General features: G+C 30.0%; 17 protein-coding genes. 5 read left to right on the top strand and 12 right to left on the bottom strand.

Annotation, left to right across the window (positions count from 1 at the left end; translation table 11 throughout):
* Positions 1-30: 30 nt before the first annotated feature.
* From tnpC to tnpA, 3 genes are all read right to left on the bottom strand, one after another.
* Positions 31-951: an IS66 family transposase gene (gene tnpC, locus EI427_RS01170; RefSeq protein ID WP_126610838.1), complete on the bottom strand. Its 921-nt coding sequence runs from the start codon at positions 949-951 to the stop codon at positions 31-33.
* A 124-nt stretch (positions 952-1,075) separates the two neighbouring features.
* Positions 1,076-1,417 (bottom strand): IS66 family insertion sequence element accessory protein TnpB, encoded by a 342-nt coding sequence (tnpB, locus tag EI427_RS01175; RefSeq protein ID WP_126610839.1) that lies wholly within the window; start codon positions 1,415-1,417, stop codon positions 1,076-1,078.
* On the bottom strand, positions 1,417-1,695 hold the full coding sequence (gene tnpA, locus EI427_RS01180) for an IS66 family insertion sequence element accessory protein TnpA (protein ID WP_126610840.1): 279 nt from the start codon (positions 1,693-1,695) through the stop codon (positions 1,417-1,419). The genes tnpB and tnpA overlap by 1 nt, the downstream gene beginning before the upstream one ends.
* Positions 1,696-2,050: 355 nt before the next feature.
* On the opposite strand from tnpA, the gene EI427_RS01185 reads away from it, so the two are divergent.
* Positions 2,051-2,359 (top strand): hypothetical protein, encoded by a 309-nt coding sequence (locus tag EI427_RS01185; RefSeq protein WP_205727888.1) that lies wholly within the window; start codon positions 2,051-2,053, stop codon positions 2,357-2,359.
* A 45-nt stretch (positions 2,360-2,404) separates the two neighbouring features.
* On the opposite strand, the gene EI427_RS01190 is transcribed toward EI427_RS01185, so the two are convergent.
* The 6 genes from EI427_RS01190 to EI427_RS01210 all read right to left on the bottom strand — a co-directional run bounded on the left by EI427_RS01190 (position 2,405) and on the right by EI427_RS01210 (position 9,799).
* Positions 2,405-3,463 (bottom strand): hypothetical protein, encoded by a 1,059-nt coding sequence (locus EI427_RS01190; protein WP_126610842.1) that lies wholly within the window; start codon positions 3,461-3,463, stop codon positions 2,405-2,407.
* Between the two features lies 1 nt (position 3,464).
* Positions 3,465-5,714 (bottom strand): AAA family ATPase, encoded by a 2,250-nt coding sequence (locus tag EI427_RS01195; RefSeq protein ID WP_126610843.1) that lies wholly within the window; start codon positions 5,712-5,714, stop codon positions 3,465-3,467.
* A gap of 85 nt (positions 5,715-5,799) precedes the next feature.
* Positions 5,800-5,943 carry a hypothetical protein gene (locus EI427_RS25835; RefSeq protein ID WP_155523269.1) on the bottom strand — a complete coding sequence of 48 codons (144 nt, stop codon included), beginning with the start codon at positions 5,941-5,943 and terminating at the stop codon, positions 5,800-5,802.
* 660 nt (positions 5,944-6,603) lie between these two features.
* Positions 6,604-7,026, bottom strand: a complete 423-nt coding sequence (locus EI427_RS01200) for a hypothetical protein (RefSeq protein ID WP_126610844.1) — start codon at positions 7,024-7,026, stop codon at positions 6,604-6,606.
* Positions 7,027-7,353: 327 nt separating this feature from the next.
* Positions 7,354-8,646 (bottom strand): DUF885 domain-containing protein, encoded by a 1,293-nt coding sequence (locus EI427_RS01205; protein WP_126610845.1) that lies wholly within the window; start codon positions 8,644-8,646, stop codon positions 7,354-7,356.
* A 196-nt stretch (positions 8,647-8,842) separates the two neighbouring features.
* Entirely contained in the window at positions 8,843-9,799 is a 957-nt protein-coding gene (locus tag EI427_RS01210; protein WP_126610846.1) for a GDSL-type esterase/lipase family protein, read from the bottom strand.
* Positions 9,800-9,918: 119 nt separating this feature from the next.
* Here EI427_RS01210 and EI427_RS01215 point away from each other — a divergent pair, with 119 nt between their 5' ends.
* On the top strand, positions 9,919-11,364 hold the full coding sequence (locus EI427_RS01215) for an FMN-binding glutamate synthase family protein (protein ID WP_126610847.1): 1,446 nt from the start codon (positions 9,919-9,921) through the stop codon (positions 11,362-11,364).
* Between the two features lie 106 nt (positions 11,365-11,470).
* Here EI427_RS01215 and EI427_RS01220 read toward each other — a convergent pair whose 3' ends face one another.
* Positions 11,471-12,553: an AI-2E family transporter gene (locus EI427_RS01220; protein WP_126610848.1), complete on the bottom strand. Its 1,083-nt coding sequence runs from the start codon at positions 12,551-12,553 to the stop codon at positions 11,471-11,473.
* 250 nt (positions 12,554-12,803) lie between these two features.
* Here EI427_RS01220 and EI427_RS01225 point away from each other — a divergent pair, with 250 nt between their 5' ends.
* Entirely contained in the window at positions 12,804-13,670 is an 867-nt protein-coding gene (locus tag EI427_RS01225; protein ID WP_126610849.1) for a CPBP family intramembrane glutamic endopeptidase, read from the top strand.
* A gap of 109 nt (positions 13,671-13,779) precedes the next feature.
* On the opposite strand, the gene EI427_RS01230 is transcribed toward EI427_RS01225, so the two are convergent.
* Entirely contained in the window at positions 13,780-14,556 is a 777-nt protein-coding gene (locus tag EI427_RS01230; protein WP_126610850.1) for a class II aldolase/adducin family protein, read from the bottom strand.
* 140 nt (positions 14,557-14,696) lie between these two features.
* Here EI427_RS01230 and EI427_RS01235 point away from each other — a divergent pair, with 140 nt between their 5' ends.
* Positions 14,697-15,644, top strand: coding sequence for a helix-turn-helix transcriptional regulator (locus EI427_RS01235; protein ID WP_170178360.1), 948 nt, complete (start codon positions 14,697-14,699; stop codon positions 15,642-15,644).
* An 85-nt stretch (positions 15,645-15,729) separates the two neighbouring features.
* Here the strand turns inward: EI427_RS01235 and EI427_RS01240 are convergent, their stop codons facing one another.
* Entirely contained in the window at positions 15,730-16,371 is a 642-nt protein-coding gene (locus EI427_RS01240; protein ID WP_126610852.1) for a peroxiredoxin, read from the bottom strand.
* A 319-nt stretch (positions 16,372-16,690) separates the two neighbouring features.
* On the opposite strand from EI427_RS01240, the gene EI427_RS01245 reads away from it, so the two are divergent.
* The gene (locus EI427_RS01245) at positions 16,691-19,072 is read left to right on the top strand and encodes a glycoside hydrolase family 2 TIM barrel-domain containing protein (protein WP_205727889.1); all 2,382 of its coding nucleotides are present in this window, start codon (positions 16,691-16,693) and stop codon (positions 19,070-19,072) included.
* Positions 19,073-19,082: the final 10 nt, after the last annotated feature.

Genomic DNA, 19,082 nt, shown 5'->3' on the forward strand with positions numbered 1-19,082 from the left:
TTTGTATCAGGTTGAAACGTTTTCTCTAATTTATAGAGTTAGTTTGGCGATAAGATTAACTACTTCGGAAGCTGGTTTATAGCCTCCTTTATAGGCTTTAAAAAAGTAGCGACGTGCGTGTGCCCAACAATTTAAATGTGTAATTGTTGTAGTGTTTTCAAAATAATCATATCCTTTATAACTATCAGTTTGGGCATAACCTTTAAAATCTCCAAGGTGTTCTTTCAGATATTTCCGATCTCTTCCATTGGCATAATGAATGGAAAGAATTTTTTCTTTTGGATCCAGATAATACCACATATAACCTTGATGCGCCTTCCCTTTTTTACCTGTTCCCATTACTTTAATGGTAGATTCATCTATTTGCAGATAGTTACTCTGCATTATTTTTTGTGATAATATCTCGAATAAAGGTGTTAGTTTATCTGCTACTTTCTTTTGCAAATCAATCAGAGTCGCATTTTTCAGATAAACATCCTGTCTTTCAAATTGCTTGATAAAACGGTGAATAGGAATGTGATCTACAAACTTACTGATTACCATTTGAGCGGCTAAACTGACTGATGCAATAGATTTAGGAAAAGGTAAATTGGAAGGTAAAGTCGACTGACTAAATACACTATCCCCATTTTCCTGTTCTTTAACGTAGCGAGGTCTAATAATTCTGCGAACATACAAACGAGCTGGTTCACACTCCAATACTTCCGTAACATCTTCATCTACTTTACGCCAACCTGCTAAATCGTGATCAGGTTCAATAATTTCCTCTACACGCTCCAGGTTCTCTGGTAATGCTGTACGAACAGGTTTTTTCTTTTTTCTTGTGTGAGCAGGGACTGTAATTTCAGTGACCTCTGGCGTAGGTTCCTGTTTTTCTTCCTCAAAAATAGACAACTGATTTTTAGGTATATCAGTATAATTACGCTTTTCGGATTTAGCTCCGAAAAGCATATTCTGAAAACATGGCCACCTGTGCCTTTAATTGTGTGTTTTCTTCACTTAAAGAAGTGTTTGTTTGTTTCAGTGATGCTATTTTCTCATCTTTACTCACCTCTTATTTATAGCAATAATGATACTATAAACGCACTTTTTGACTTCTTTTTTCTAAACAAATGCCTTCTATTAACATCATAATTTGAGCAGAGGTTAAATGAATACTTTCGCACTGTCCAAAACCATCTGAAAGTTCAAATGTTCCCCTTTCTAAACGTTTATAATAAAGAGAAAATCCACCTATTTCAAAACGTAACAGTTTAATTTTATCTTTACTTCTATTGATGAAAACATAGATATCACCACTTACTACATTCATTTCCATCAAAGAAATCACGATATTACTTAAACCATTAAACCCTTTTCGCATATCAGTAAACTTGCTGTATAAATAGATATGATCTGTATTTCTTAAGGATAACATTAGAATAGATGAATCGCTTCTTTAAGAAGTTCAGTATTTGATAAATGAACTTTTACTCCGTTAGGGTATTCAATCGTAATTTTTTGATCGACAGGATTTGTTGGAGAAATGGGAATAAATTGAGCAGGTGAGCCCTCATTTTTTTTGTCACGAAACTTGGTTACCCAATAACTGAAAGTAGGTACTTTTATAGCGTGTAGTTCGCAATAACCTTTTTGAGTTAAACCACTTTCTTTCCATGCTTCTAGATGAGCGTACATTTCTTCTTTTCTTGACATAATTGTTGTGTTTGATTATGTCGTAAAATTAATGCGTGGGATTATAGGATGATAGATGGAGTTGCCCGACTGCTTACGGATGAGGTAATGGCAGAACAACGTCGTAAGGAAATCAATATGTATAAAAGTTATATTAAGGACGATGTATTTAAGAGCAGTTTGGTAGAGCAGATGATGAGGATTGTTGGGAGGGAGTAATAAAACAATGTAAACATTTCTAAAGAACTTTTTTTTCTGGTTTTTTTTTGTCTAATATATTTTTGAAAGTGAAATAGATTAGAAGAAGGCTCTTTAACTTATGATTGGTTTAAAGTGAGAACATATAAATTGTAAGTGTATTTTTTTTCTAATAGAATTGATTAATTCTGTAAAATCACATCAAATATATCCTAAACTAAATCAATTAATGGATTTTTTTAATATCAAAGCAAAAAAGGAAACTAAAAAATTATTTGATAAAGTGTCTGAATTGTATAATAATCAGGTTTCAATTATTCAAGAATTGTCAGAAGAGTTATTTAAAATTAGAAGTGAAACTGGAGGAACTGAGAAATTTAAAATCGAATGCGGTAGAAAACACTTTAACGCTATTGGTAGTGATATATCACTTGGCGTTGCTCATAACTTTGAGAAAGTGAAGGATATTGTGTTGGAGAATGAATAAAATATATGGAGGTGGGGTTTTAATTTATCCTATCTCCATATATGTTTAATAAGCGTTTGAATATTTTAAAAGTTTAGAACTATTAAATAGATCAGAAAAACTTTTATGAATAGTACTTTTTATCTCAAAATATTGAGGATTAGTATTAATTAAAGAGATGATTTTTTTTAAAAATTCATGAATGACAAAATTAAATCGAATATCATCATTAATTAATGTATGAGGTTTTGAGTCAACGGTGGTACCTAAGCCTTTTATCAGAGTATCTCCAGCTTGGTTATTTTTTAGAAGGAAATTAAAGCTGTTACCAAGTGAAAGGTAGAATGAATCTAGAATAACCATCCTATCATGAATGTTTTTACTTTTATCATTTATGAGCGATAAATTTATATTCAATTTTTGGTATTTGTTTTTCATGAAACTATCAATTTCTACTTGCCAGTCACTCATACAATTGTAGGAGTTGAAAGTCCCATTATATTTATAATTATAATCAAAACCTGAAATAATTATTAATTCTATATATTCTGAATTTTTATTCTCTAATTGTTTAGATAATATTTCATCTAAAAATGAAAATAAATTAAATTTAGAATGATTAAAGTTAGATTCAATTGTACTTAAATATCTTATCGGGTTATTAAAGCTTTGTACAAAAGATTTATAACCTATTGTTTCATTAAGGCAATACTGATCTGCAATTATAATTGTATTAGTTTTTTCGTTTAACTCTGTTATTTGTGACCAACAAAAAGTAGAATTGGAGTTTATTTTATATTCTTTGGTATTTTGATTCTTTTCTGACCAGCTTTTAATTGTATTCTGATCTATAAAATCAAAATCTAAAAATGAATCATGATTATTAATTCCTTTGGATTTTCCTGTTTTTTTCTCACTCAACAAATAGTATATTAAATCATATTTTTGATATTTATTAATTAATTCATCATCAAATTCAAGAGTTGTATAATTACTTAGAAAAGTAATTAAATGAGAAAATGAAGTAATTTGACTAATGTCAGTTGAAAATACTTGTTGAGGTATAGAAATTAAAGACTCTAAAAAGTCATCTTCTATATTAGAATGATAATGGTATTTTTTCATTTTAGTTTTTATTTCTATAATTCCCTGTAAAAAGACTTAATACTAAAGCTTTATTTTCATCTAAAAAACCTTCTCCAAATTCTTTATCTAATGAACCATCTTCAAGAATATTGATTTCATAGATTGAATCTTTTGAGTTTGCATTAAAGTAGTTTAAAGAAATATTTTGAGGATCAACATCTTTTTTGAGAACAAGATATTGAAGTCTTCTGATTAGGTACTCAGAATGTGTTTCAATGATAAATTTAATGTTATAATCTTTCATTGCATCAACAAAAAGATCAGCAAGTAAAGATTGTAATTTTGGATGTAAGTTTGCTTCTGGCTCCTCAATACAAATAACTTTTTCTTTATTTAGAATTATGTGAAGAAGTATTGGTATAAATTGAGAAATACCATATCCTAAATCAGCTAAAATTCTCTTTTGTTTGTCTTTTAATAAATAGATTTCTGTACCAGAATTATTTGAATCTCTGTTAATAACTAATTCATCAGCAATCTCAAATTCTTGTAGCCAAATATTAATAAAGTTATAATCCGAATCAGATATATTTTTAGCTTTAGAAAATTCTATTAATAATTTTGTAAAACTATTATTTTGACTCGAAGAATCATTATAAAATCTATCAATATTACCTCTTATAATATCAATAAACTTAAAGTTGCTTACAGTTGAAATGAAATTATTATTACTGGATAATAGAACATCAAATAATTTAGTAAAAGGATGATTATCATTTTTATTATTTATTTCACCATTGATTTCTGAAATAATATATGACATTAATCTCTCATGAGAAATGTTGTACTTAAATATTAAGTCTAAATCATCAATACCTTCAAATTTTTTATTTATGAGGGTATCATATATTTCTTGATATTTAGGTACTTTTATAAAGTTTTTATCTTCCTTTAGTAAGTCTTTTAAAAATTTTACTTCGTCGATATCATCATGTAAGCCATAAGGATACAGCTTATTAAATGCTTTTTGTGATGTAATTTGATTTTCTTGAAAATCAATATTTATATTAATATTCTTCTCTATTATTTCTTTCTCAATATTTTGCAGGTCAAATAATAAAGAATATACATTATTGTATTTTTCTAAAGCATCTTCGAATCTATAAATCTCTTCTTTTTTAAAAAAAGTAGAATGTTTACTGTTAGCAAAATCAATTCTTTCATTTTTATCCAAAATAAACTCATTTTGTTCATTAGTAAACTCATCTATTAATACATAAGGAATGATTTTATATTTGAAGGCTGTGAAGAGAGGTGAATATTTTTTGAAAGGTCTATATTTATGATTGAAAGATATTTTGAGGTTTTTAGTAAAAATTTCTTCTCCCGTTTTATCATCCAAGTAACTGTCAATAAATTTATTTTTCTCAGATGAAAATTTTAACGTTTTGCCTTCTCTATCTATAACTTTCCAATATTTTAGATAATCATCTAATGGACTTGTAATATAATCATGACCTTCAAAATTTTCATCAAAAGACCACCCTCTTTCATCAGCTAATTTTTTTCTTATTGACTTTTCCTTTTTTGTTAATACCTCCTTAAAAACAAGTTTTCTACTTATCTCATAAGCCCAGTGTTGATCTTGAGCATAACTATATACTTTATCAATTAATTTATAAACGTTGTTTGTATTTATTTTTATCTCGAAATAGGGTTCTGTTTTAATTTGTCCATGAAAAATATCAGAGTCATTAATATCTCCTTTAAGTATAATTTTACTATTGTTATTTAACAAAAATTGAATTATTTCATCTTGGGTCTTATTTTTGAAGTTTTCATTTATCCTTACCTGTAATAATAATTCTTTCGAACTGCAATTACTATCGTAAATACTGAATGATTGTAATATCCCATTATTTAGTTTGCTTTTATTATCTTTTGAATACTCCATCTTAAAAGATAAGTTCTCAAAGATTTCATGAAAAAAGTTAAAATTGAAATTAAAGGAATTAGGATTCTTAGAATTAGTAGAAATTACATTATTCATAGCTCCTAAAAAATGAGGAGTATAATCAAAGTTTGAGCTTAAAGAATAATCAAGCTCAGAGATTCTTGTAAAAAAATCGACATTATCTTTTTTTGAAATATTGTTATGTAATACTTTAAAAAGTTTAATAACACTACTTTTTCCACTACTATTTGTACCTGTTAATATGGATACACCGTTAAGTTTTAAATAGCCTTTATTTTTGAAAGTTCGAAAGTTTTCAATTTCAAAAGATTTCATTGCTTTAATTAGATATTTGTATGGGTAAACAAAAAATAAAAAGGTTAGGTATTACCCTAACCTTTTGAAGGAGATGAAAAAAGAGTCAACTCTTTTTTATAAAGCTTTCGAATAGATCTTTGAGATCTTCATCAACTTTTGATGAGTTTCCATAGTGCTTACCAGAAGCAACTGCGATCAAAACTGAGCTTACAGCTCCAAATACACCAACTAATGCGATAAAATGCATAAACTGAAAATTAAAGTGAGAAAAAAGAAAAATTATATATTCTTTCTCATAACTTTCTTGGTGTAATACAAAAATACATTTTTTTTATTTAAAACGAAATATTAGATAGGAATTATATAAGTTGTTCAATAGATGATCAGTTTGTATGTAACTATCTGATTATTAGAGTTAATTCAAATCCCGGTGGGGCTACTAGGTATTAAAATCAATACTCACTCATTTTATAAAAACAGTCTTTTTATTAGTGAAAAGGCTGTTTTTTGTTACATAATTTACATAAAGTCTGTGAAAATTGTTGTACATCTATTGTTCAGTCTGAAATTAGTGAACAACAGAAATAAATAATATTACCACAGAACATACTCTAACTTAAAGATAGATTTATCACTTTACATCTATTAGGAATTTATTTTGTTTAATGTGAAATATAAATTCAACTAAAGCAGTTTATATAATCAGAAGTTAGATGAATGCGCTTAGTAGATAAGTGATAAAAAAATTGAGAGAGTTAAGTTCATGAAACCTCGTTGGTGCTACCAACGAGGTTTTTTTTATGAGATCAATTTTAACCTATTATAAATCGATATAATTTTCTAAAAAGTAGGAACATAAAAAAAGGTGCCAATTAATATTGACACCTCTTAATGGTTTACTACAAATTTATTTTGCAATATAAATATCATTCTGATTGATATTTACTTTACTCTTATTAATAGGCATTGTGATTGTTACCTCATATTTCACATCGTAATCGTAGGCTTCTCTAGTACATTCGGATAAATTAATACCATACTCTTCTACTAAAGGTATATATGCTTTAGAAGCGGCAACTTCAGCATATTTTGCAAATTCAGGTTTACTAATAACTTTAATTGTCATGAGACCTTTTTTTGCATTATATGAGTAAGAATAAGCAACATCTGCCGTGTTATCTTTATTTATATCTTCTATTGTAGTTTCAGATATAAATGCATTATGATCTTTTAAATATTGGAGCTTTCCTACACCAGTTTCAATTGATTGTGCTTGAAGTGTTAAAAGTGTAGTGATAAATAGTAGAGATGATAAAATTAACTTTTTCATGATTTATAATTTTAATTGTTTTAAGTTAATTTACTCAACGACAGTATCTTGTAATTGAATGAGTTTGTTAGTATTAGTTATGTAAATAAATGAGAATGAGGGGAACTATTTTTATAAATATAGAAATTGGAGACACTAATTAGAGTTCACATCTATTAGTAATTTACTTTGTTTAATATGAAACAAAAATCAACTAAAGCAGTTTATATAATCAGAAGTTAGATGAATGCGCTTAGTAGATAAGTGATAAAAAAATTGAGAGAGTTAAGTTCATGAAACCTCGTTGGTACTGCCAACGAGGTTTTTTTATGCTATAATTTTAATCTATTATAAGTCAATATAATTTTCTAAAACAGAAAAAGGTGTGTTACCAAATTGAAGTATTTTTTCGTGAAATTTAATTAAAGAAAATCCGTCTTTCTTTGCCGCTTTTTCTTTCCATTCTAAAATTTTACCACCACCATATTTGTAGGTAACCACTTGTGCAGGCCATCTTTTCATTCTTGCAATTTCCCGTTGAGCAATTTGATCTTGATCAACAATATATTTTTGCCAGAATAGTAATGCTTCTTCATCAGTCCAATTGTAATAATTAAGGCCAACATCCATACTTACCCTTACCGATCTTATCAGATCCCATTCCCATTTGCCGAGTTCATCATAAATTGTTTTATAAGCACCAAGTGTTACTCCAAGCTCTTCAACATAAGCTGCATAGCCTTCTATAAAACCGTAATATTCAAACTTATTTTGTAATGCAGTTCTATCCGTTTTTTTCTCTAGATCTATTTGATAATGATGTCCAGGTATACCTTCATGAAGATAAATCCAAGCAATTTGTCTTTTGTTATATGGTGCATCAAAATAATTGTAATAAAATGTTTGTTGATTATCCATATAATACGCAGGAGCAATTGCCATTCGTTTAATTGTACCTTGCTTAATAATCAGGTTTGTAATTTTGTTTACATCAGGAAAGTAGAGTGGGGCAGTTGTATCAATTTCAATTTTGAGTCTCTCAAAAGCAAGTTGAATAGAATCTACATCAGTATAATAAAACTGAGGTAAATGAATGTATTCCTGAAAAGTACTACTGTCCATTCCAGATTGTATTTGAATGGATTTCATATTTCGTTTAACTCTATCAATTTCTTTTAAACCAAAGGCATAAATTTTATCTGGAGTAGCTTCTTTATCAACCCATTTTTTTAGAAAGTAGGTGTACCATTCTTTCCCGTTTTTTAAAGTGGATAAACCTTTTGTAGAAATACTATCAGTAGCTATAGTTTTCCATTGTTTTTCTAAACGTAATCGTTCAAGGTTTAAATCAGTTTCGTATCGAATTAAATCATAGTTTAATTTTTCTTTTGTTGATATGTTACGCACATCAATTGTGGACAACTGCTCTTTTATGTTGATAAAAAAATCATACTGAAGGAGAACAGAGTCTTCACTTTTTATAGACGCAATATTTTGTTGATAACTTAACTGTAACGGCGAAATATTAAGGCTATCATACTCTTTAATAAATTTTGATTTAAAATTGGTCCACTCATCTGTTTTTTGAGGAGTACACGATAGTATTAAGAAGCCAATAATTGTAATAAGTAAATTTTTCAAAAAAGTAGGTTTAAAGTATTAAGTAATATGCTTGTATTGTAGTAAAGAAGTGTTTTACCAAGTCGCAATTTTAAGAAAAGAATGCCTACTCTGCTAATACAAATTGGTAATAAGTATGATAAATCAAAAAGACAAGATTATATAAAAGTTATAGTCTAGTATTGAGTTAAATTAAAAATTAATGATACTAATTGCTTCATTCACGAATTAAAACCTTATAAATTTCCTCAGCAATCACCGTTGCACCTTTTGTAGACGGGTGTACACCATCCGGAAAGTCACTTTTCATGTTTTTAGTAACCTCATGAATTGGAATTATTTTAATATTTCTTTCTTTGGCTACCTTGATTAGAATAGGTATAATTTCTTCTTCAACAATCTGGTTTCGGATATCAAAAGTATTAGGATAGATCATTGGTGGAGTGGCTAAATAGATTTCTGGGTTACTTGCTAAAGACGCATAAGAAGTAATGAATGCATTTAAATCTTCTTCAAAGTAGGTTTTTCTTATATCCCATATCTGAGGTTTAGAATCATTTGTACCGAGCATTATCACTACTTTATTTGGTAGAAATATAGTATGCGATTGTTTAAATGCAGCTGTTACCCAGTAGCTATCATTTACACCTTTAGAGAGTGTTCTTCCGGAATTTCCAAAGTTATTTACTAGATAGTTATCCCCTAACCTATGTTGTAACTGAGTGGGATAACAATTAGCATAACGTTCGGGTATTCCGTGGCCATAAGTAATACTATTACCTACACATGCTACTCTTATTTTATCTTTCAAATTAAATTTTTCAGCACAACCGTTAAAGGGTACAATTGGTAATATAGTATCTCCATCTACTCTAATAGTTCTAAAACCTCCATTTGCACACGGCCCAAAAGCATACTCTCCAGTGTTCCAATCTGTACCGTTAAAGTATTTGTACTCGTATGTTTTATTAGTTTCTACTTCTAATGTAACCTCATAAATAGTACCCGTTGTATTTATAAGTTGAGTTTCTTTGAGCTTCCAATTATTAACATTCCCAGACAAATGTATGCCTTCTGTATGTACTTTCTCTCCAGTCATATCTACTCTAAAAGTGACTTTAGAAGCATAAGATGGGAGGGTGAAAAGTAATAGGATATAGAATAAATTTTTCATATTAAAATAAAAATACTTAATTATTTTGTAGAATGTATTACTAATTACTTCACTATTAGAAAAAAGAAAATAGTATATTAGAAGTAGATCAATCTAAAGAAAAATAATTTATCATAAAGATGATTAGAACTACCTACATTATAGTAAGCTTTATATTATTCCCAATATTTATTTTAGCGTATGATTATTTACCAGATCAGACGGTCGCTATCACAATTTTAATGACGCTTTTATTAATTGGTTGGTACGATGTTTTTCAGAAAAAAAATGCAATCCTTCGAGATTATCCTATTGTAGGTCATTTTAGATATATATTTAAAGCTATAGCCCCTGAGTTACAACAATATTTTATAGAAAGAAATACAGACGGAAAACCTTTCAATAAAAATGAGATCAGCTTGATAAAATCGAGATCTGAAAACCAAGAGAAATTTCACCCTTTTGGAACCGAATTAGATTTTTATGCTGATAAAGTACAATGGTTGGGTCATGCTTTTATACCAGGTAAAAAGATGGCGGAACCTCCTAGAATTAAGGTTGGGGGAGAACATTGTTTAAAGCCATATAATGCTGCATTGTTAAATGTATCTGCTATGAGTTTTGGTTCGTTAAGTGCCAATGCAATAACAGCTTTAAATAGTGGAGCAAGAAAAGGAGGATTTTACCATAATACAGGTGAAGGTGGAATAACGCCTTTTCATCAGCAAGGAGGCGATATAGTATTGCAAATTGGTACAGGTAATTTTGGTTTTAGAAATAATGATGGCTCTTTTAATGATGAAGCTTTTGTGAAAAAGGGAACATTGAAAGAAGTGAAAATGATAGAAATAAAGCTTTCTCAAGGGGCAAAACCAGGGCATGGAGGCGTATTACCTGCAGCCAAAAATACAGAAGAAATTGCAAGAATTCGTTTAGTAAAACCACATACTAATATATTATCTCCACCTGTTAATCCAGAAATTAAAGAGGTAGGAGATATTCCTAAATTTGTGAAAAGAGTAAGGGCATTATCAGAAGGTAAACCTGTAGGTTTTAAGCTATGTATTGGTATTAAAGCGGAATTTATTAAGCTAATTGACACTTGTATTGAACAAGGAAACTTACCAGATTTTATTACAGTAGATGCTGCTGAAGGAGGAACGGGAGCTGCACCTTTAGAATATTCAGATCATATTGGTATGAAAGGTGATGAAGCTCTGAAGTTTGTAGTACAAGTATTAAAAGAAAAGAATGTTAGAGAGCAAGTAAAAGTAATCTATGCTGGTAAAGTTATGGATGGTTTTTCTCTATTTAAAGCATTATGTTTTGGTGCAGATTTTTGTAATAGTGCCAGAGGGTTTATGTTCTCATTAGGTTGTATTCAGTCTTTAAGATGTCATACAGATACTTGTCCGACAGGAATTGCTACACAAAACAAGTCATTACAAAAAGGCTTAGATCCTACTTTAAAGAGTGAGAGAGTGTTCCATTATCAAGAAAATACCTTGAAATCATTTTTAGAAATATTGAGTACTTCTGGCTGTAATGCTTTAAGTGATTTAAAACCTGAATTAATTCAAGACTAGATCAATAATTTTTATAAAATTAAAATCCTCTGTACATGTATTTAATACTATGCACAGAGGATTTTTTTATTGATAATTATTTGTAAGGTAAACGATCAATGAAGAACTAAAGATTTTCTGCTAAAGCTTTTACCACTGGGTTATTAGGGTAAAACTCTTTTAGAATTACTTTAATTACAGTATAAACTGGCACTGCTAATATCATTCCTACAATACCAAAAAGAACACCTGAAATAAAGATTACCAAGAAAATTTCTAACGGATGTGAGTTGACACTTTTTGAGAATATAATTGGCTGAGAGAAATTATTATCAATAAATTGAGTGATTCCGTAAGCAACAGAAATCTTTACAATTAATGGAATAAATTCACTTTGGAAATCCATATTAATGTTATCTGTAAGTGCAAGAATGTACATTAATATTAATCCAATAAGCGGACCTACATAAGGTATTAAGTTAAGTATAGCGCATAAAAATGCAATAACTAATGGATTACTAACACCAATTACCATTAAGGATACTAAGTATAAAATGAACACAATTAATATCTGAACACTTAAACCAATGAAGTAACGAGATAATAATTTTTTAATTTTTATGATTGACGATTTTATTTCTTTTTCATTCTCTATAGGGAGTACAGAGATAAAAAAGTCACCAATTTGCTCACTCTCTTTGATAAAGAAAAAGGCTATAAAACAAACCGAAAAGACACCTACACTATAAGAACCAACTGTATTAATAATCGACTTAAATATTTTTGGAGCATTATTGATTTTATTCAGTATTACACCTCCTAAATTTAAAGAAGATAAGTCTAAGCCATATTTTAAAGTTGATTGATTGAGTGAATCAAAAGTTAGGTTAATATTCGATTTAAACTCATCCATATTGATAAGTGATAAATCTCTGGCTTCTTGAATTATTAAAGGAATAAAAAGACTTAAAAATGCCGTGAGTAACAGCAGAAATAATACAACAACAGATAAAAGTGCACTATTATTTGAGAAGTTAAATCGTCTTTTTAAGAAAGATTTTAATGGGTAGGCAATGAGAGCAATAACACCTGCTATTGCAATGTAAATAATTACCGATTTTATTAAAAACAGCGTATATAGTCCTATACAAAATAGAGCAAGCTTTTTTATCGTATCAAGCAGCCCTTTACTAATTACTTTATAATCCATTAATTGAAGAATTAAGATGTGTGAAACTATAATAGCAAACGGCTTAAGTATTTTATTTTTTTACATATTTTGTTTTAAAAATATAAAATATTGATTATTAACTTATTATTGGTATTTGAATGTGCTGGTTTTTAATGAAGTAAAGAGTAGTTAAGGATCGTGATTAAAACTTAATGTTTAGTTTTAACCTTGGGTAATAGCCTTTTCTTAATTACTATTGATTATTCAAACAACTAATATTTCTAATATAATGTCTCAAAAACAATCATCTTTCTACCCATCAATTTTACAAGGATGGGGTATTGTTGGAATCTTTCTTATTGTATCAATTTTCGTGTCAATCGTTACTTCAGGTTTTGAAGGGGTGTTAGATAAAGGATTAATACTCTTTATAACTTACCTATTTGCAATGGGGATTCCTTTAGGAATTATTTATTCTGTGCGTAAGAAAAAGACAGGTATAACATCATTTAATTTTAAGTTAGATTATCTAGTTATTGTCCCAGTACTTTTCTTTGTGACTTTAGGGTTACAATTGGGTTTAATAGGGCCAATTACAGATTTAATTCCTATGCCAGAAGAATTTGTTACTTTTTTTAAAGAACTAATGGGCGACAAAGACATCTATAATTTCTTAACGGTAGTAATTGCTGCTCCAATTTTAGAAGAATTAATTTTTAGAGGATTAATATTAGATGGATTCTTAAAGAGATACTCTCCAACTAAAGCTATTCTTTTTTCGAGTATGTTTTTTGGAATTATACACTTTAACCCTTGGCAGTTTGTAGCAGCAATGATTTTAGGTTGCTTTATTGGTTGGGTTTATTTAAAAACTAAGAGTGTGAGCTACGGTATTATTATTCATATGATAAACAATGGATGTGCATTTGCAATAATGATGTTTATTTCTGAAGATCAAATGAATTTGACTGGACCAGAATTATATGGAGGTAGTACTAATTATGTGATTATAATTATTGGTTCTTTGTTAGTAACGGGCGTAGGTCTTTATTACTTATCAAAGTATTTTAAAGAAACTGTACCTCCAATTACTTGGAAAGAGGATGCTATTGATGATTTTGATAGTGAAATTGGAAATACTACAACTGTAGAGTAATTAGATTTTTATAAGCAAAAACAGGTTGCAACTGTTTCTAGAATCTAAGCATAAAAAAAGCACTAGGAGATCTCCTAATGCTTTTTTTATATAAAAATGAGCCTACTTCTTAATTATCAAATTCAGGATATTCACGCTTCATTCTACGTAACCAACCTTCATATAAAGTATGGTATGGGTCAGAGTTATTTCCTTCATGTGGCAATCCAGCCATCACTTCTTTTTTCTGTTCTGGCACATTATCTACAATCGCTTCATTTACGTTAATTACTCCTTGAGGACTGCCTAGCGCACGTGTTTGAATCTTACAAGATTTTTCAAGGAAGAACATATAAAAGAAAGCTTCACCGATAGTTTCGCCAACAGATAGCGTACCGTGATTTCTAAGCATTAATATTTTCTTATCTCCAATATCCGACAACATACGAGGAGCTTCATCCGCATTTACAACCACACCTTCGTAATCATGATAAGCAATATTAGAGTGAATCAGCATATCATCTTGGCAAAGCGGAAGCACGCCGTCTTTCATTGCCGAAACTGCCACACCATCAACTGTATGTAAGTGCATTGCAGAATTGATTGAGTCGTTTCCGAAGATCAAACCAGAATGAATATTCCATCCTGCTTTATTTAATTGGTATCCATTATCTGTAAGAATTGTCCCGTCTTTTCTAACTTTAATTAATGATGAAGCAGTAATTTCATCGAACGTTAAACCGAAAGGATTTAATAATAAACAATCAGGTTCACCCGGAACTCTAGCCGAAAGATGTCCAAAAGTAGTGTACTCAAATCCTAAATAATAGAAAGCTCTATATGCTGCTGCTAATTCAACTCTAGTAGTCCATTCTGCCGCTGTAACTTGTTCTTTAATAGATTTCATAATGTTTTTTTTTTTGATTTATTACTTTGTTTTGATGTTACAAATGTAGTGGGTGTCAAAAGTTTTTAGTCGTAAAATCCTGTTAGCAATGGGTAAATTCCTGTAAGAATGATTATCTTAAAATGTTAACCCAAAACAGTATGAGTAAGAACATTAAGTTAAATAATAGCCCTGTTACTAATCAATTAGTTAAGCTACAGACAGCCTTAGGTGGTGACCTTGTTAGTGAACATCATTTAGTAATTGATAATGAAATCCTTGTTGGAGATATTCATTATTATACCAATGGATATACAGATTTTACGATTGTAGAAGTGGAGGTCAGAGAAGACCTGAAAATTGAGTTTTTTCATATAGACGACTTTCATTATACCGCACAATTTTTTGGTAAAAATCTAGTCTATTCAAAAGGCAAGGAGGAAGATATTCAGATATCAATCCCGAATGGTTTTTTTATTTTAAAGGATGCAGAGTCTATACATATGCATTTTAAAAAAGGGGAAAAAGTAGAACAAGTAACGATATACTTTACAAAGGAAATTTTAAGAGAGGAATCAAATGTCTTTTTAGAAAAATTAGATAGTTTTATTTTTCATGAAGGAGACGCCAATCTAAGAGTTTGGAAAAGAGCTGTTTTTACATCAAAACCCCTTGATAAGGATTTAAGAGAAGAATGGTATTTATTAAAAATGATGGAATTGAATTTGATTTTTCAAAACGTCATCAGAAAAATAGGTACAAAAGGAGAGAAGAGGGTATATTCTGATTATGAAATAGATATCGCATTTTTAATAAAGAAAGTAATTACAGAAGACATTAAAAATAAACCAATTGTTTCTGATCTTGCTTTAGAATATGGTATCAACTTAAATAAACTTGAGAAAATTTTTAGATATGTTTTTAACGAAACCATCTATCAATTCTACAAAACTGTTAGGATTAACAAGGTGAAAGAAGAAATCTATACTACAGATAAGGCATTTACAGAAATTGCTTACGATTATGGATACACTGATGTAAACCATATGTCTAAAAATTTTAAAGCAAATTTTGGCCTAACACCTTCACAGTTTAAGGAAAATAATTGATTATAGGATTGAAATAAAAAAGTACAGATATAAAAAGACCTCAATTATTTTAGTAATTGAGGTCTTTAATTTTTCTAAATAAAATCTAGTTAAGATTCGGCTGAGGCGTCATTCTTAAATAAGGTTTTACTTCTGTATATCCTTTAGGAAAAATACCCGGAATATCTTCAGTTTTTACAGCAGGAACAACTACACAATCATCACCATTTTCCCAGTTTGCAGGAGTGGCAACTTTATGATAAGCCGTTAATTGTAAAGAATCAATTACTCTTAGTAACTCGTTAAAGTTTCTTCCTGTAGATGCAGGGTAAGTAATAATTAATTTTACTTTTTTGTCTGGATCAATAACAAAAACAGATCTTACAGTCAGTTTGCTATCAGCATTAGGGTGAATCATATCATATAATTCTGATACTTTTCTGTCTTCGTCTGCTATGATAGGAAAATCAACAGTAGTATTTTGCGTCTCGTTGATGTCTTTAATCCAACCTTTGTGAGATTCTAAACCATCTACACTAAGAGCTGCAACTTTTACATTTCTTTTGGCAAACTCGTCTTTATACTTTGCTACTGTACCAAGTTCTGTAGTACAAACAGGCGTATAATCTGCAGGGTGAGAGAATAGGATTCCCCAGCTATCTCCTAGCCAGTTATAAAAATCGATTTCTCCTTCAGATGTTTGAGCTGTAAAGTTAGGGGCTTCATCGCCCAAGCGAATAGTTGACATTATTAAATAGTAGTTTTAAGGTGTAAAATGAAAAGTCAATGTTAAGTAATTGCTCTTCAGTTACCAATGTTATAAATATTCTAACGTAAAACCTATAAATCATTAAGATAACATAGTATTACCTCCAACCATTCAAGATTTTATAAAAATCTATAAATAACATAAAAATCACTGTATAGTACTTAAAAGTGTTATTTTTGGACGGTACATCAAGTTTATGAACGATTTGTGCTATGTAAATTTTTAGAAAACAAGGATATTGCCTTGGTACAATAAAGATGAAATAATGAACAAACAGTTATTCCTATTTTTACTCTTGATGAGCAATTTTAGCTTTGCTCAAAGAACCGAAACCTTATTAAAAGACAATTGGAAATTTAGTAAAGGTGATTTTGAAAAAGCAATAGATATAGACTTTAACGATGAAAGTTGGGAGTCGGTAAGCATTCCGCATGATTGGGCAATTAAAGGTCCTTTTAATAAGGAAAATGATATTCAGCGTGTGAAGATTCTTCAAGATGGAGAAAAAAAAGCGACAGAAAAATCTGGAAGAACAGGTGCTTTACCTTATATGGGGACTGCCTGGTATAGATTAAAATTTAATGTTTCTAGCCAATCGCTTGATAAAAAAGTACTTCTCCACTTTGATGGAGCAATGAGTGAAGCTAAGGTATATATTAATGGTAAATTTGTAGGGGAACATCCGTACGGTTATGCCTATTTTTATTTTGATATAGGTGAGTTTATTACTGAAGGAGAAAATACATTGTCGGTTCGTTTACATAACGAACCAAAATCTTCAAGGTGGTATCCTGGAGCTGGAATTTATAGAAACGTAAAGCTAATAGTAAAGAATAAAGATGCTGTTGAACGTTGGGGAACAACTATTTCAACACCTTTTGTAGATAAAGAAAATGCGAAAGTTATTGTATCTACAAAAACAATTGGAGCTGTTGATAAAATAGTGAATGAGATTGTTACTTTAGAAGGTAAATCAATTACTAAGATAGAGAGTAATGATAAATTTGGTTCAACTTTCGAAACTATTTTAGCCGTTCCTCAACCCAAATTATGGTCGCCTGAAACACCAAATTTATACAGATTAATTACTACCACTTATAAAGGTGGCGTAGAAACAGATCAGATTAAGAAAACATTTGGTATTCGTACAATCTCTTATACTTCTGAAAAAGGATTTGAATTAAATGGCGAACAAAGGAAATTTAAAGGTGTGTGTTTACACCACGATCTTGGTCCTATTGGTATTGCAATTAATAGGTCGGCTTTAAAAAGACAGTTGGTATTGATGAAAGAAATGGGAGCAGATGCTATACGTACTGCTCATAACATGCCATCGATAGAGCAATTAGAACTTTGCGATGAGTTGGGTTTAATGGTAATTGCAGAAAGTTTTGATGAGTGGAAAAAGCCAAAGGTAAAGAATGGTTACAATAGATTTTTTGACGATTGGGCCAAAATTGATGTAGAAAATTTAGTACGTGCTACAAAGAATCATCCGTCAATAATTATGTGGAGTGCGGGTAACGAAGTACCAGATCAGTATGGAACTGCAGGTGTAAAAAGAGCAAAATGGTTACAAGATATTTTTCATAAGGAAGATCCAACAAGACCTGTAACTGTAGGTATGGACCAAGTAAAAGCAGTTATGGCAAATGGTTTTGGGGCTATTCTTGATATTCCAGGGCTTAATTATAGAACACATTTATACGAAGATGCTTTTGAAGTTTTTCCTCAAGGATTTGTATTAGGCTCAGAAACTGCTTCTACTGTAAGTTCAAGAGGTGTTTATAAATTTCCTGTTGAAGAATTTAAAAAGAAAAAATATTCAGATTTACAATGCTCATCTTATGATTTAGAAGCTTGTCCTTGGTCTAACATTCCAGAAGACGATTTTATTTTACAAGATGATAAACCTTGGGTTTTAGGTGAGTTTGTTTGGACAGGTTTTGATTATTTAGGTGAGCCTTCTCCTTATAACGAAGAGTGGCCTTCTAGAAGTTCTTACTTTGGCATTTGTGATTTAGCAGGTATTCCAAAAGACCGTTTTTACTTGTACAAAAGTCGTTGGAATACTAAAGAAGAGACATTACATATTTTGCCTCATTGGAATTGGGAAGGAAGAGAAGGAGAAGTAACACCTGTTTTTGTCTATACAAACTATGATAAAGCGGAGTTATTTATCAATGGTAAAAGCCAAGGAATTAGAATAAAAGATAAGACTACAAGGCTTGATCGTTATAGATTACGTTGGATGGATGTGAAATACGAAGCTGGAACTGTAAAAGTAGTTGCTTATGATAAAAATGATAAAGTAGTTGCTGAAAAAGAAATTCGTACTGCAGGAAAATCTCATCATTTAAAATTAGAAGCAGACAGGACAGAAATTATGGCTAATGGCGAAGATATTAGTTTCGTTACAGTTTCTGTAGTAGATAAAAATGGAATAGAATGCCCAACAGCAAATATTCCACTCACTTTTTCTGTAAAAGGAGCCGCCGACTTTAGAGCTGTTTGTAATGGAGATGCAACGTCATTAGAGATGTTTCATTTACCAAAAATGAAGACTTTTAATGGAAAACTTGTAGTACTTGTAGAATCAAAAAATACAAAGGGTACTGCTACTTTAACTGTAAAAGGGAAAGGCTTAAAGTCAAATCAGGTAGATTTAAAAGTGCAATAAGCTAACTTTT

This window comes from Flammeovirga pectinis (assembly GCF_003970675.1).
Classification (GTDB): Bacteria; Bacteroidota; Bacteroidia; order Cytophagales; family Flammeovirgaceae; genus Flammeovirga; species Flammeovirga pectinis.